This is a genomic window from Micromonospora echinofusca, from assembly GCF_900091445.1.
Lineage (GTDB): Bacteria > Actinomycetota > Actinomycetes > Mycobacteriales > Micromonosporaceae > Micromonospora > Micromonospora echinofusca.
Map to the genome: position 1 here is coordinate 6,778,072 of NZ_LT607733.1, position 12,947 is coordinate 6,791,018.

Here is a 12,947-nt window from a genome sequence, read left to right on the forward strand (position 1 = left end):
CGTAACTGGGTGGAGGCGTTGCCCGGCACCGGCCCGGCGTTCAGCCGGCCAGGATGATGTTGTGGAGGTTAGCGATGCCGGACGCGGCGTCGGTCAATGTGTGGGCGGCGCGGCGGTAGTCGCGCAGGATCTTGAAGCACTTCATCCTGGCCAGGGCGTGTTCGACCCCTGCTCGGACGGTGCGGTGTTCGACGTTGAGGGCTTCCTTCCAGTCCGGCAGGTCGCTGCCGTCGGTGGGCTTGCGGTACGGGATGATCACCTCGGGGTTGCCGCGGTAGCCGCCGTCGGCCATCACCGGCCGCCCGTCGAGCTTCTCGGCGATGCCTGAGGTGCGGTAGACGATGGTGTCGTTGCGGTTGCCGGGCTGCGGGTCGCCGACGGCGATGACCAGGCGGGTGCTGGCGTCGATGGCGACCTGCAGGTTGGTGGAGTAGCGGTAGTTCTTGCTCCGGGCGGCCAGGCGGTGATCGCGGGTGGGGACCAGCGTCCCGTCGACGATCGCGATCTGCTCGACCGGCCGCTTACGCACCGGCGCCAGGGCCAGCAGCGGCGCGAGGGTGTCGATGACCCGGTGCGCGGCGGAGTGCGACACCCCGAACAGCGGGCCGATCTGCCGCATCGTCAGGTTCGTACGCCAGTACGCGGCGACCAGCAACACCCGATCCGGCAGGTCGAGGGCCCACTGCCGGCCCGGCCGGCCGTCGGCGATGCCGTCACCGCCGCGCTCGGCGACCAGCCGGACCAGCGAACGGAACTGGGCGGGCTGCAGCCCGGTGAACGGGAAGATCCACTCCGGGCGGGCTGCCGAGATCACCTGCACCCAGGCATCTTGACCGACCATCCTCAACGGACAGACACCGGGGTTACGAGACATCCCTTAGCAAGAACGGTGGCTGCACGGATTATTGCCCCGCCCCTAACCCGTCGAGGGTGATAGGATGATTACCCCTCTGGCCCACAGGACGGCAACGTTGAATTCTTATGCATTCTGGAACAACAAAGGCGGCGTCGGCAAGAGCTACCTGTGCTTCATTGCCTCATGCGAGTACGCGCGCCGCTATCCAGAAACCGACGTGTACGTGATTGACCTATGTCCACAGGGCAACGTGAGTGAGACGCTGCTAGGGGGCTACGAGTCGAGCCCAGCGGTTCTAGGCAAGCTGACCGGCGGTAATCCTCGCAGAACCATTGCCGGCTACCTGGAGTCGCGGTTGAGTTCGCCCTTCAGGCAGCTAGACGATGTCAGCCCGTTCATCACCCGTCCGGTGAAGTACAACAAAAACGTGCCCGATAACCTATATCTTATCTGCGGCGACAATCTGCTAGAAATTCTGTCTGAGGCAATTCGACAAACCTCGCAGCTGTCAATTCCCACTGACGCCTGGAAGCAGGTTATTGAGTGGGTCAAGGATCTTACCTTCGCACTGAGCCTGCGCAGCGGCGACCGCGACTCGGTCTTTATGGTTGACTGCAACCCGAGCTTCGCGATTTACACCCAACTCGGCCTTGCTGCTACGCGAAACATCGTTGTGCCCTTTACTGCTGACGACAGCTCGCGGCGAGCAATTGAGAACGTAGTGGCGTTGGCCTACGGCATTGGTGACCAACATGTAGCCGCCTACTCTCGCATCAACTTCTCCAAGCGAGCGAAGGAAGAGCAGGTCGAAGTTCCCCTGCTGCACACCTTCGTTAGCAACCGAGTCACTCTATATGATGGGAAACCCTCGCGTGCATTCCAAGCGGTAGCAAGCACCATCGAAAGAACGCTAGAGGGTATCCATCAGCGGCATCGATCAATTTTCGCGAACTCCGGCGTAAAGCCCAGCAAATCATTTATCACCGTGCCGGACTATCACAGCGCGTGCATTGTGTCGGCTATGACGGGGACCCCGCTAGACAAGCTTGTCGCGGGTCCACGAAAGCTGGCGGGCGTGGATTTCGTTCAGGTCAATAAGGAGCCGTTGGACCGCTACAGGGAAGCATTGGAGAAGTTTGTCGACGCACTGTAGGTCATTTCATGCCTTCACCCGCGCGGGTCAAGTTCACGGACGCCATCTCACGAGCGGAACTGCTTTGCCTTAAGGGGCGGGCGGCTCTGTTTTCCCGCAAGCAAAGGCAGGTTCAATATCACGCCTCATTGGCGGCATCCGTTGCCGCATGGGAGGCATACATCGAGTCAGTGGTCCGAGCATTCTTTGCTGAGATTGCAGATCCTCTGCAGCCCAAATTCACCGCACTTCATCAGATTGCGATTAGCCGCGCGGAGGCTGATCTTAAGAAATTCAATACTCCTAACGCGAAGAACTCCCGAGAGTTGCTCTTCCAGTGGACGGGTTTCGATCCAATCAATGACTGGAACTGGCCGGCTCGCCGGCTAAGTGGTCCCGCGACTAGGGAGCGATTGGATGAGATTTTGCAAGTGCGGCACAGCTTCGCCCACGGGTATCCCACGCGACAATATTCGTGGAACTGTGACTCGAAGGGCGCGCCAAATCTGACAGCGCCCGCAACTGGGATGGTAATAGCGCTCTTTACTCACCTTGTCAAGGTTACAGATCAAGGGATCAGCAGGCATATCAAGAGCACCTATAACGGAAATATCTCCTGGTAGAGATCAACCACCTGGCAGAGGCCAGGGCTGCTGAACTTCCAGGGTGTGTGGTCTCAGTCGTGGTCTCATTCGTCGGCGTACGGTCCCTTCCGCGAAGGGCCGTAGGGGAGGAAAAGCCCTGGTCGTGTACGGGGCTGACGGTAGCTGTACGGCGGGTCGCAGAACTCGAAAGCGTGTGAGGGTTTACGCCCTCCGCGGGTTCAAATCCCGCCGCCACCGCTCGTGAACAGCGCAAACGCCCGGCAGATCCGCAAGGATCAGCCGGGCGTTCCGCTTGTGGTGCCCCGCGAAAGGGGCGAACAGGCATCTGTTCCTCACCACAAGTGCATGATCGTCCTATGCGGGGGTGGGGCGGTCAGCGGCGGGTCAGTTCCTTTTCCAGGCGGGTGATGAGGGTCTTGCGGGACTTGCCGTCGCGTTCGCGGCGCAGGGCCGACTTCAGTTGGCCCTTGTCGAGGTCGCGGACGAGCTTGGCCGCCTCGGCGACCGGCAGCTCCGACAACTGCTCGGCAGACGTGGCGTTGCGGCGCGCGCGTTTGGCCGGTCCGATGTTCGCCACGAACTGCTTGCCGGACTTCGACTCCTTTCGCTTCTTGGCGTCGGTCGCCCGCCTCTCCTTCTCGGAGAGTTCCTTCCAGGCCTGTTCGGGCAGGTAGCGGCTGGTCTCGTCGCCGTGCCGCGCCCGGGTGTCGCCCTCCCTGGTCTGCCAGTGCTCGCCGCCCCAGCGCTGGAGGGACTTCTGCCGTTCGTCCTTCGGGCCGACGAAGCCCCCGCCGCGCTTCTTGTACTCCTGGGTGACCAGCTGCGACTTGCGTGCCGACCACTGTCCCGGCCGGCCGCCCTTGTCGGAGGCCTTGACCTCTTCCTTGATCTGCTCCCGGAGTTCGGGCTTCGTGTACCGCGCCATGCCGGCGGTTACCCCACCTCACGGCCCCCATGCGTCAGGCCTGCGCGGGGCTCAGCAGGGGCTGTGGCCCTCGTCGAAGAGGCGCTGGGCCCAGTCGGCGTACCCGGCGATGATCTTCTTTACCGCCCGCCCGTCGTGCAGGAAGAGGTACGCCCGGTCGCCCTGCCGGGCGAGCAGCCCGTCGAGCCGGTACGTCCCCTGTGGAGCGTCCAGCTCCCGGGCGGACGGGTAGCGGGTGCGGACCTCCTCGACCGGCATGCCGGCGGTGACTCCCCGCGGGGTGCGGGTCGCCTCGCCGAGCCAGAGCAGCACCAGCCGGTCGTCGACGAAGATGGGGCTGGTCGTGTCGTACCCGGCCAGCGCCGGGCCGCAGGCGTCGACGTCGGAGCGCAGGATGCCCCGCCGGGTCAGCTCGTCCTCGGTGTCGCCGAACTCGATGTCGCGCAGGCCGTTGAGGTCGACCACCTCGACGGCCCCGACGGGCCGCCCGTCCAACTCGCGCAACGGCGGGTGCACGCCACTGCCCGAAACCCAGGCAGCCGTCATCAGTGCGGCGATAAAGCCAAATTGTCGCAATTTCATGGGATCCCCCAGTCCCCAACGGGACCGGGGCGCTCAGGTTGCTGCCCGCCCGCAGATTGCCGGTTTTCCCACTCCTCGGCCAGCTCGTCCCAGTAGTCGGCGCTCAGCCGCCGGCGTCCGTGCGCCAGCCAGCCGGCGGTGCTCCGCTCGACGTGCAGGCCCAGCTCGGCGAACGGGTCGATCCACGCGCCGGGCTCCACCCCGAGCCGGGTGAGCGCCGCGTTCAGCGGCCACTGGGCGCGCGGACCGTCGAAGAGGTGGTCGAACGCCGGGCCCCAGCTCACCCGGCCGCCGAGCCACACCACCGCCGACTGGTAGCCGGCGCCGCCGAAGAACTCCGCCTCCGCGTACGCCATCGGTCCCGACCGCGACCACCGCGCGAGAACCTCGGTGAGGGGAGCGGAGAGCGTGAGGTGGAAGGGCTCCTCGGGCGAGCGTGCCGCCACGGAGAAGTCGGGCAGCGCGCCGGTCAGCTCCTCGACCAGTTGCGGGGTGACCGGCAGCAGCGCGAAGTCCTGCCGCAGCTCGCCGAGGACCGCGTGGTCGAGGTCGGCGGTGTGCTCGCGGAGCAGCTCGGCGTCCGCGACGACCGCGCTGAGCTGGTAAGCCATCGGAGCCCTCCGCCGTCCACAGCCTGTGGATGGAACATGTGTACGACGAATTCCGCCTCCGCCGCTTTCCGCACCGTACCCAATCGTCCCCTTCCGGCACCGCCCCGTGATCTCGCGCTTCGGGTCCTCCGTCGGGGCGCGACGCGGCCTTCGGCAGGGGAAGTCGGGCAGGCGGAGAGGTGGCGGGCCGCGACCGGGTCGTGCAGCGAGTCCGTGCCAGGCGCGTCTGCCGCGGACGGGCTCGGGTCAGGGGCGCTCGGCCATGGTGGCGACGAACGCGCGCCACGCCGCCGGTGCGAAGACGAGCGCCGGGCCGGCCGGGTCCTTCGAGTCGCGTACCGCGACGACGCCGGGCAGGTTGTCGGCGACCTCGACGCAGTCGCCGCCGTTGCCGCTGCTGCGGCTGCTCTTGCGCCACCGCGCGCCGTTCAGCTCCATGTCTCCGCCACTTCCGTGATGAGATCGACCGACTGCCAGTGGGCCAGCGCCTCGCCGCGCACGTTCTCCCACGCAGCCATCATGGCGGCGATGTCCGCGGGATCGCTAACCAGTTGGCCCTGGAGTTGGTTGTCGAGGTAGCCGGCGATCCGGTGGTCGTGGCTGCTGGCGATCACGAATGGCCCGTTCAGGCCCGCGTAGGCGCCGACCGACGACGGCACGACGTGCACCCGCACGTGCGGCTCGGCGCAGGCGTCGACGACGGCCCGGAGCTGCTCACGCATGGTGGCCCGGCCGCCGACCGGGCGGCGCAGCACCGCCTCGTCGATCACGGCCGTGAACTGCGGCGGTTCGTCCTGCCGCAGGATGCCCTGGCGGGCGAGCCGGGCGGCCAGGTGCCGCTCGACGTCGCCCCGGGGGAACAGGCCGCCGCCGGTCAGCACGGCCCGCGCGTACGCCTCGGTCTGGAGCAGGCCCGGCAACACCACCGATTGGTACGACCGCAGCGACACCGCCTCGCGCTCGATCTCCTGCCACGGACGAAACCAGATGGGGTCACGACGTCTCGAAGTGTCCGGCCAGATGTCCTACACGTCCCGGCGGAGGGCCTCCGCCGCCGTCAACCGGTGCCTGGCATGCGGGATGCGGTCCTCGGTCAGCCATCGCCCGACCGTCTTCGGATCGACGCCGACGGTCTCGGCGAGGGATTCGATCGTGTGCCCGGTGTCGCTGAGCGCCACCCGGAGCGCATCGTTCACGGGCTCCTCCCATCGGATGTCTCGAATATCTGGCGACCATAGCGCTACGGGGTGTATCTGTCTGCACATGCACGGCAAGTTGGGGTGACGAAGACGGCGCGGCCGGTGGAGGCGAGCGAGCCCGGCGGTCGGCGTCAGTCGCGGGGCCGCCCCGGCGGGGAGGGCGGGGCGGCCCCGCTCCAGCCCTACGGCCCGCCCCTTTCCTGGAACGCCTGGGGCGAGTCCCGCTCGACTCCACCAAGGAGGTCCTGCCCGTGCCAGCCCGCCGCGCCCCCGCCGCTGAGCCTCGGGGCAATCCCCGCTGCCCGGTCGACCGCCACGATCCGCCCCCGCCCGCCGCTCCCGCCCGGGGCCGGCCGACGCCCTGGCCCGCCGGTACGACCATCCGCGTCCCCGACGACGCCTACCGCTTCGGAGAGGGCCCGCTGACGCTGCGGATCACCGAGGTGCTGAGCGTCGGCCCGTTCGAGGACCGGCTCTGGGCCGAGGTACGCGGCCACCAGGTGGACCCCGACGGCACCGTCCGCCCCCGGGAGCGCTTCGCCTCGATCCGCGTCGACCGGGCCCGGGTGCTCGCCACCGACGCCCCCGGTGCTGGTGCTTCCCCCGCCGATGCGCCCGGAGGTTCGCGGGCCGGGGCACCCGGGGCTTCCCGGGCTGATGCGTCCGGGGCTTCGCGGGCCGGGGCGGGCCGGGTCGGCTCGGCCGGGTCGGCGGCGCGGTGAGGCGCCGCCGTGAGCACGTTCCGACCCGGCCCACGTGGCGGTGCCGGGCGTGCGGCATCGCCTGGCCCTGCTCGGCGGCGAAGCTGCGGCTGCTCGGCGAGTACCGCCACGACCGCGCCGCGCTCACCGTCCACCTGGCGACCCTCCAGGCCGAGGCCGCCACGCAACTCGCCACGCTCGACGCCGACGTGAGCCCGGCCCGGCTCGCCGACCGCTTCCTCTCCTGGGCCCGCCCGCGCGGCTGAGCGCACTTCGGTCAGAGCAGTAGGTTGACCAGGGCGGCGAGCCCGACCAGCACGATGATGGCGCGCAGTGCCACCGGCGGGAGCCGGCGTCCCCACCGGCCGCCAACCAGGCCGCCCGCCACGGAGCCGACCGCGATCAGCAGCGCCGGCTGCCACGCCACGTTTCCCACGACCACGAACAGGACCGCCGCGACCGCGTTGACCAGGCCGGCGAGCACGTTCTTCACCCCGTTGACCCAGCGCAGGTCGGTGGAGAGCAGCACCCCGAGCAGCCCCAGCAGCAGCACTCCCTGGGCGGCACCGAAGTAGCCGCCGTACACCCCGGTGGCGAAGACGCCGAGCAGCAGCAGCGGCCCCGCGCGCCGTACCGCCCGACCGCCCGCCGACGGCGCGCCCGCGTCGTCCGCGACCGGCCGCCGGCGGTCCAACGCCCGCGCCAGTCGCGGCTGCACCACCACGAGCACCAACGCCAGGACGATCAGCGCCGGCACGATGGCCCGGAAGGCGCCGGGCGGCAGGAGCAGCAGCAGTACGCCGCCGGTGACCCCGCCGAGCACGGCGGCGACGCCGAGGCGGGTCAGCAGGCTGCCGTGCCCGGCCAGCTCCCGGCGATAGGCGTACGCCGCGGTGAACGAGCCCGGCACCAGCCCGACGGTGTTGGACACGTTCGCCACCACCGGCGGATAGCCGAGGGAGAGCAGGACCGGGAAGGTCACCAGCGTGCCCGAGCCCACTACCGCGTTGATGGCGCCCGCCGCGACCCCGGCGGCCAGCACCGCCAGCCCTTCGGCGACGTTCAGTGTTGCGTCCACTTGTGTCCGCGCTCTCCCCGGGCCGGTCGTCGCCCGCAGGTCGCCGCCGCCCGGTTGTCGCTGTCGAATGCGGCTGTCAGCGTAGGACGGGAGTCGTGCCCGTTGATCGACGTGCGGCAGGGATCACGCCGTGGTCAGTGGCTTCGTCGTCGCCGTTCACCTTCGCAGCCGGCGCGGTCGCCAGGGCCCGGCGTGGCGGCGGCGCAGCCAGCGGGGCAGGCGGTGCCGGGGCACGAACATGCCGATGTCGTCCGCCGCGTTGTCGGCGTAGCCGCGCAGTTGGTAGCCGCCGAGCGGAGTGCGGTCGCGCAGCGCGCCCCGGAGCAGGGCCAGCGACTCGACATCGACGTTGCGGTGCAGGCGCCCGAAGTGACCCAGCGACTGCAACGCGTTCGCCCTGGTCTGCGCATCCCGCGACCGGAGCCCGCGCTTGATCCGGGGAAGGACGACGGCGGGCGGGTGGAACTCGTCCAGCACCAGCCAGAGAAGCGCCGGCCCGGCCCCGGGCTCAGTACGCTCCAGTGCCGCGTCGACCTTCGCTGGGCAGTCGCATTCGTCGAACTCCGGGTCGGTCGCCCGCTCGCTCACCCGGGATCTTCTACCTTTCGTCGGCGTTGCCGCTCTCGCGGCCGACGCCCGGCAGAAACGGCGCGAGGGCCGCCCCCCGATGGGGTCGGCCCTCGCGTTCGTGCTGCTCAGCGAGCGGAGGATACGAGATTCGAACTCGTGAGGGTGTTAACCCAACACGCTTTCCAAGCGTGCGCCCTAGGCCTCTAGGCGAATCCTCCGCAGACGAGGATACAGGTCCCCGGCGGGTGGGCCACCCCACCACCCCCTGAAGATCGATGCGGCGTCGGGTAGGGTTGGCGGTACCTCCCGTGCGGCGGTATCTCGTGAACCTCCCCAGGGCCGGAAGGCAGCAAGGATAAGCGGGCTCTGCCGGGTGCACGGGAGGCCTTTTTGTCTCCGGGTCCCGGTAACGTCCCTGCGGGTCAGGTCACGGGGTGGTGGGTGGTCACCCGCGCCCGACCGGCGCAGAATGGCTCGGTCGAGAGGAGGCGGGACGAGTGGCACTGGCGCTCTACCGCAAGTACCGGCCGCGCACCTTCGCCGAGGTCATCGGGCAGGAGCACGTCACCGAGCCGCTGTCGCAGGCGCTGCGCAGCGGGCGGCTCAACCATGCCTACCTCTTCTCCGGCCCACGCGGCTGCGGCAAGACCTCCAGCGCCCGGATCCTCGCCCGCTCGCTCAACTGCGAGCAGGGGCCCACCCCGGAGCCGTGCGGGCAGTGCGAGTCGTGCCGCGAGTTGGCCACCGACGGCGGCTCGATCGACGTACTGGAGATCGACGCGGCCAGCCACGGCGGCGTCGACGACGCCCGCGAGCTGCGCGAGAAGGCGATCTTCGCGCCGGCCAAGAGCCGCTTCAAGATCTACGTCATCGACGAGGCGCACATGGTCTCGTCGGCCGGCTTCAACGCCCTGCTCAAGCTGGTCGAGGAGCCGCCGGAGTACGTCAAGTTCATCTTCGCGACCACCGAGCCGGAGAAGGTCCTCGGCACGATCAAGTCGCGGACCCACCACTACCCGTTCCGGCTGATCCCGCCGAAGGTGCTCCGGCCCTACCTGGAGCAGCTCTGCGAGGCCGAGGGCGTCGCCGTCGAGCCGGCGGTCTTCCCGCTGGTGGTGCGCGCCGGCGGCGGCAGCGCCCGGGACAGCCTCTCCGTGCTCGACCAGCTCATCGCCGGGGCCGGGCCGGAGGGGGTCACCTACTCCCGGGCCGCCGCCCTGCTCGGCGTGACCGACGCCGCCCTCATCGACGAGATGTGTGACGCGCTGGCCGCCGGCGACGGCGCGACGGCGTACGCGACCGTCGACCGCGTCGCCGAGGCCGGGCACGACGCGCGCCGGTTCGCCTCCGACCTGCTGGAGCGGCTGCGTGACCTGATCGTGCTCCAGCAGGTGCCCGACGCCGTCGCCAAGGGCCTGATCGACGGCCCGGCCGACCAGATCGAGCGGATGGCCGCCCAGGCCCAGCGGCTCGGCCCGGCGACGCTGTCCCGCTGCGCCGACATCGTGCACAACGGCCTGGTGGAGATGCGCGGCACCACCGCGCCCCGGCTGCTGCTGGAGCTGATCTGCGCCCGGATGCTGCTGCCCGGCGCCGACGACAGCACCGGCGGCCTGCTCCAGCGCCTCGAACGCATGGAGCGCCGGCTCACCCTCGTCGGCACCGACGCGCCGCCGGCCGCCGCCGGCCCCGCGCCGGTCGCCGCTCCTCCTCCCGTACGCCCCGACACTCCCGCCCCGACCGCGGCTGCCGCCGCGCCCGACCCGTCGCCCGCCGGCCCGCCGGCGGCTGCCGGCGCCCCGTCCGGCGCCGCTGCCGCCCGCGCGGCGGCTCTGGCCGCCACCGGTTCCCGTGCGGCGCAGGCAGCCCCGGGCGCCACGGAGCCGGTGGGCGCGCCCGCCGATGCTCCCTCCCGCCGCCCGGTGCCGGCCTCGGCGGTGATGCCCGACCCGGCCACCCCCACCCCGCCCCGCCCCGGCGCGGCTCCGGCAGGCCCCCTGGACGCCGTCGCGGTGCGCCGGGTCTGGCCGGACATCGTCGCGAAGGTCAACCGGATCAAGAAGCCGGCCGCCGCGCTGATGCGCGACGCGGTGGTCCGCGACGTGGACGGCGACACCCTGGTGCTGACCGTCAAGTCGCCGGTGCTCGCGCAGATGATGGGCAACCACACCTCGGTGCTGGCCGAGGTGCTGTACGAGGAGTTCGGCGGCCGCTGGCAGATCCGCTGCGAGGTGGCTGGCGAGCGGGGTGGCGCGTCACTCGGTGGCTCGTCCCGTTCCACCGCTCCGGCCCGCCCGGCGTCCCCGCCGTCGGCGGCCCCCACCCACCAGGACCGGGGCGGTGCCGGCCCGGCCGGCAGCGGCATGCCCGGCAACCCGGGCGGCACGGGCGACCCAGCCGGCGCGAGAGGCCATGCCGGCACGGGCGATCCAGCCGGTCCGGGCGGTCCGAGCGGTCCAGGCGGTCCGAGCAGCTCAGCCGGTCCGGGCGGTCCGAGCGGCTCAGCCGGTCCGGGCGGTCCGAGCGGCTCAGCCGGTCCGGGCGGTCCGAGCGGCTCAGCCGGTCCGGGCGGTCCGAGCGGCTCAGCCGGTCCAGGCGGTCCGAGCGGACGGACGGGCACGGATGGCCCGAGCGGTCCAGGTGCTTCGAACGGTTCGGTTGGCACGGGTGGCCTCGGTGGTGCGGCCGGTGGGTCTGGTGGCACCAGCGGTTCGCGTGGAGATGCGGGCGGCCAGGGGCAGGTGACCCGGCCCGCCTCCGACGCTGGTGCGGCGGGGCCCGGCGGTGCTCCCGCCGCTGACGAGGCCGAGGACTGGCCCGAACCGGCCCGCCCGGGTGGCGCGGCCGGAGGCGCGGACGACTGGCCGGAACCGGCTCGGCCGGGCGGCACGCCCACCGCCAGCTCGACGACCGGCGCGGCGACGGGCAGCGCATCGGCCTCCGCACCGACGGCTGGTGCGGTGTCGGCCGTACCGAAGCCGGCCGCCCCCTCGGCGGCTCCGCAGCAGGCCGCGCCCGCCAGTCCCCCGGTGAGCAGCGCGATCGCGGCGGCGCGGGCGGCTGCGGCGGGACGTGGTCCGCGTACCGGGCAGGCGGCCCGGAAGACCGCGGACGCCGACTGGGCCGGCGAGCCGCCGTACGACCCGGACTTCGACGGCCCGCTGCGCGGCGGCGGGGGACGCCCCGGCGGCGCCGCGCCGGCGGCTCCGAACTTCGAGGGCTTCGACCCGGGCGACGAGCCGCTGGACGAGGTCATCGACGAGAAGACCGCGCGCGAGTCCAGCGAGGAACAGGCGGTACGGCTGCTCCGCGAGGCGTTCGGCGCCGAAAAGATCGACGAGGTCGACGCCCGCTAGCCGACCCGCCGCAGCACGGCCCCGCCACCCCAAGGCGAATCGCGGCAGATCTTGGTACGGAACGGCCCCTCCGGGGGCGCTCAGGTACCAAGATCTCCAGCGATGGCGTACCGGGCGCGGTAGGCGCGGCCCGGTGGGTCGTCAGGTGGGCCAGGCCGGGAGGCCGTGCGGGTGTGCCTCCGCCAGGAGCCGTTCCGCCCCTCTGCCGAGCCGGGCGCGCAGCTCGAAGGCGTTGCGGGCCTCCCGGGGGTGGGGCTCGAAGGACAGGTGGGCTACCGGCGCGTCGGCGCTGCCGGCGGCGGCCAGCCGGTCCAGTTCGGTGGTGACCCGCGCCCACTCCTCGGCTGGCACGTACTGCCGCATCACCGAGTGCCACACGACGGTCAGCGTGCCGGGGCGCGGGGTGATCCCGGCGAGGAAGTCGGCCGCCCCCGCCGCGACGACCCGGGCCGGCAGCCGCCGGGCCAGCTCCAGCGCGCCGGTCAGCCGGGCCGCGCGGGCGGTGTGCTGCGGCCAGACGTACGCCCGCAGCGCGAGCGCGTCGTCGGGGTCGCCCGGGTCGAGCGGGGTGAGGTCGCAGCCGATGCGCTCCACGACGGTCAGCTTCGGGTACGTGCCGGCCGCCTCCCGCAGCCAGTCGGGCGCTCCGCCCCGCCAGGCGTCCGGCAGCCGCACCGGGGAGTCGGCCGGGCCCCAGGCGAAGCCGGCGGCCTCGACGCGGAACTCGTCGGCGCGCAGGTTCAGCCCGCCGCTGGCGCCCAGCTCGACCAGGCGTACCGGCAGCCCGCCCGCCTCGTGCACGGCGTGCAGCAGCCCGGCGAGCAGCAGGTTGGCCCGGCCCACCTCGTTGGTCTGGGGCGGTCGGCGCAGCCAGCGGCGCAGCGTGTCGTGCTCGGCCTCGACGACCGTGCGGAACGCGGTCCAGCAGGCGGGGGCGTCCGCCGGCCGGTACGCCCCGCCGGCGCTGGGATAGAACCGGGCCAGCTCCGGCGCCCGGCCGGAGAGCACCAGCGCGTGTACGCCGCCGAGCAGGCGAAGCGACACGACGTCGTCGGCGGGCGCGTCCTCGTACCCCGTGATGACGGTGGCGCACGGACCGCCGGCCCGGACGTCTGCGGCGGCGCGCGTCAGCAGGTCGGCGTAGAGGCCGGCGTCCATGGCCGCGCAGGCCCGCGCCTGCCGTTCGATGGCCGCCGCGGCCTGTTCCCGGGACATCCACCACCTCCGTCCGGTCGTGTGCGACGTGGCCGCCGCCGGGTCTTCGAGAAGGGTTCCGTGAGCGTGCGCCCCGCGCCCGCCGCCGGGTCTTCGACAGGGTCCCGTGAGGGTGCG

The 12,947-nt window shown here is 71.5% G+C and carries 15 protein-coding genes, 1 tRNA gene and 1 other RNA gene; 6 read left to right on the forward strand and 11 right to left on the reverse strand.

Going from position 1 to position 12,947, the window contains the following annotated elements; translation table 11 throughout:
* Positions 1-40: 40 nt before the first annotated feature.
* Complete coding sequence (locus tag GA0070610_RS29225) at positions 41-820, reverse strand: transposase family protein (protein ID WP_088998274.1); 780 nt, start codon at positions 818-820, stop codon at positions 41-43.
* A gap of 118 nt (positions 821-938) precedes the next feature.
* On the opposite strand from GA0070610_RS29225, the gene GA0070610_RS29230 reads away from it, so the two are divergent.
* Positions 939-2,009: a ParA family protein gene (locus GA0070610_RS29230; RefSeq protein ID WP_197697783.1), complete on the forward strand. Its 1,071-nt coding sequence runs from the start codon at positions 939-941 to the stop codon at positions 2,007-2,009.
* An 8-nt stretch (positions 2,010-2,017) separates the two neighbouring features.
* A complete protein-coding gene (locus GA0070610_RS32020) occupies positions 2,018-2,611 on the forward strand; it encodes a HEPN domain-containing protein (protein WP_089003004.1) in 594 nt (197 codons plus the stop codon).
* 355 nt (positions 2,612-2,966) lie between these two features.
* Here GA0070610_RS32020 and GA0070610_RS29240 read toward each other — a convergent pair whose 3' ends face one another.
* The 6 genes from GA0070610_RS29240 to GA0070610_RS31835 all read right to left on the reverse strand — a co-directional run bounded on the left by GA0070610_RS29240 (position 2,967) and on the right by GA0070610_RS31835 (position 5,907).
* Positions 2,967-3,518, reverse strand: a complete 552-nt coding sequence (locus GA0070610_RS29240) for a DUF5872 domain-containing protein (RefSeq protein ID WP_089003005.1) — start codon at positions 3,516-3,518, stop codon at positions 2,967-2,969.
* Positions 3,519-3,569: 51 nt separating this feature from the next.
* The gene (locus GA0070610_RS29245; protein WP_089003006.1) at positions 3,570-4,064 is read right to left on the reverse strand and encodes a polysaccharide deacetylase family protein; all 495 of its coding nucleotides are present in this window, start codon (positions 4,062-4,064) and stop codon (positions 3,570-3,572) included.
* A 32-nt stretch (positions 4,065-4,096) separates the two neighbouring features.
* Positions 4,097-4,711 (reverse strand): hypothetical protein, encoded by a 615-nt coding sequence (locus GA0070610_RS29250; RefSeq protein WP_089003007.1) that lies wholly within the window; start codon positions 4,709-4,711, stop codon positions 4,097-4,099.
* A gap of 246 nt (positions 4,712-4,957) precedes the next feature.
* A complete protein-coding gene (locus GA0070610_RS29255) occupies positions 4,958-5,149 on the reverse strand; it encodes a DUF397 domain-containing protein (RefSeq protein ID WP_089003008.1) in 192 nt (63 codons plus the stop codon).
* Positions 5,140-5,733 (reverse strand): DUF5753 domain-containing protein, encoded by a 594-nt coding sequence (locus tag GA0070610_RS29260; RefSeq protein ID WP_331716529.1) that lies wholly within the window; start codon positions 5,731-5,733, stop codon positions 5,140-5,142. Before GA0070610_RS29260 ends, GA0070610_RS29255 begins: the two co-directional genes overlap by 10 nt.
* A gap of 3 nt (positions 5,734-5,736) precedes the next feature.
* A complete protein-coding gene (locus tag GA0070610_RS31835; RefSeq protein ID WP_331716489.1) occupies positions 5,737-5,907 on the reverse strand; it encodes a helix-turn-helix domain-containing protein in 171 nt (56 codons plus the stop codon).
* A gap of 254 nt (positions 5,908-6,161) precedes the next feature.
* On the opposite strand from GA0070610_RS31835, the gene GA0070610_RS29265 reads away from it, so the two are divergent.
* Positions 6,162-6,632: a hypothetical protein gene (locus GA0070610_RS29265; RefSeq protein WP_089003009.1), complete on the forward strand. Its 471-nt coding sequence runs from the start codon at positions 6,162-6,164 to the stop codon at positions 6,630-6,632.
* Positions 6,629-6,877: a flavin reductase gene (locus tag GA0070610_RS29270; RefSeq protein ID WP_089003010.1), complete on the forward strand. Its 249-nt coding sequence runs from the start codon at positions 6,629-6,631 to the stop codon at positions 6,875-6,877. The genes GA0070610_RS29265 and GA0070610_RS29270 overlap by 4 nt, the downstream gene beginning before the upstream one ends.
* 11 nt (positions 6,878-6,888) lie before the next feature.
* Here the strand turns inward: GA0070610_RS29270 and GA0070610_RS29275 are convergent, their stop codons facing one another.
* From GA0070610_RS29275 to GA0070610_RS29285, 3 genes are all read right to left on the reverse strand, one after another.
* Complete coding sequence (locus GA0070610_RS29275; RefSeq protein ID WP_231925852.1) at positions 6,889-7,689, reverse strand: sulfite exporter TauE/SafE family protein; 801 nt, start codon at positions 7,687-7,689, stop codon at positions 6,889-6,891.
* Between the two features lie 156 nt (positions 7,690-7,845).
* Positions 7,846-8,277 (reverse strand): hypothetical protein, encoded by a 432-nt coding sequence (locus tag GA0070610_RS29280; protein ID WP_089003011.1) that lies wholly within the window; start codon positions 8,275-8,277, stop codon positions 7,846-7,848.
* Between the two features lie 115 nt (positions 8,278-8,392).
* Positions 8,393-8,477 (reverse strand) — tRNA-Ser (locus GA0070610_RS29285).
* A gap of 82 nt (positions 8,478-8,559) precedes the next feature.
* Between GA0070610_RS29285 and ffs the strand changes: the two genes are divergently transcribed.
* An RNA gene (ffs, locus tag GA0070610_RS29290) (signal recognition particle sRNA small type) lies at positions 8,560-8,649 on the forward strand.
* A gap of 107 nt (positions 8,650-8,756) precedes the next feature.
* Positions 8,757-11,615, forward strand: coding sequence for a DNA polymerase III subunit gamma and tau (locus tag GA0070610_RS32095; protein ID WP_089003012.1), 2,859 nt, complete (start codon positions 8,757-8,759; stop codon positions 11,613-11,615).
* 141 nt (positions 11,616-11,756) lie between these two features.
* Here the strand turns inward: GA0070610_RS32095 and GA0070610_RS29300 are convergent, their stop codons facing one another.
* Complete coding sequence (locus GA0070610_RS29300; RefSeq protein WP_089003013.1) at positions 11,757-12,830, reverse strand: DUF2332 domain-containing protein; 1,074 nt, start codon at positions 12,828-12,830, stop codon at positions 11,757-11,759.
* Between the last annotated feature and the right edge of the window lie 117 nt (positions 12,831-12,947).

Bases quoted from the DNA above. Each gene is read 5' to 3' on its own strand.
- GA0070610_RS29250 (WP_089003007.1), bottom strand. From the start codon at position 4,711: ATGGCTTACCAGCTCAGCGCGGTCGTCGCGGACGCCGAGCTGCTCCGC.
- GA0070610_RS29255 (WP_089003008.1), bottom strand. From the start codon at position 5,149: ATGGAGCTGAACGGCGCGCGGTGGCGCAAGAGCAGCCGCAGCAGCGGC.
- GA0070610_RS29300 (WP_089003013.1), bottom strand. From the start codon at position 12,830: ATGTCCCGGGAACAGGCCGCGGCGGCCATCGAACGGCAGGCGCGGGCC.
- GA0070610_RS29230 (WP_197697783.1), top strand. From the start codon at position 939: ATGATTACCCCTCTGGCCCACAGGACGGCAACGTTGAATTCTTATGCA.
- GA0070610_RS29240 (WP_089003005.1), bottom strand. From the start codon at position 3,518: ATGGCGCGGTACACGAAGCCCGAACTCCGGGAGCAGATCAAGGAAGAG.
- GA0070610_RS32020 (WP_089003004.1), top strand. From the start codon at position 2,018: ATGCCTTCACCCGCGCGGGTCAAGTTCACGGACGCCATCTCACGAGCG.
- GA0070610_RS29245 (WP_089003006.1), bottom strand. From the start codon at position 4,064: ATGACGGCTGCCTGGGTTTCGGGCAGTGGCGTGCACCCGCCGTTGCGC.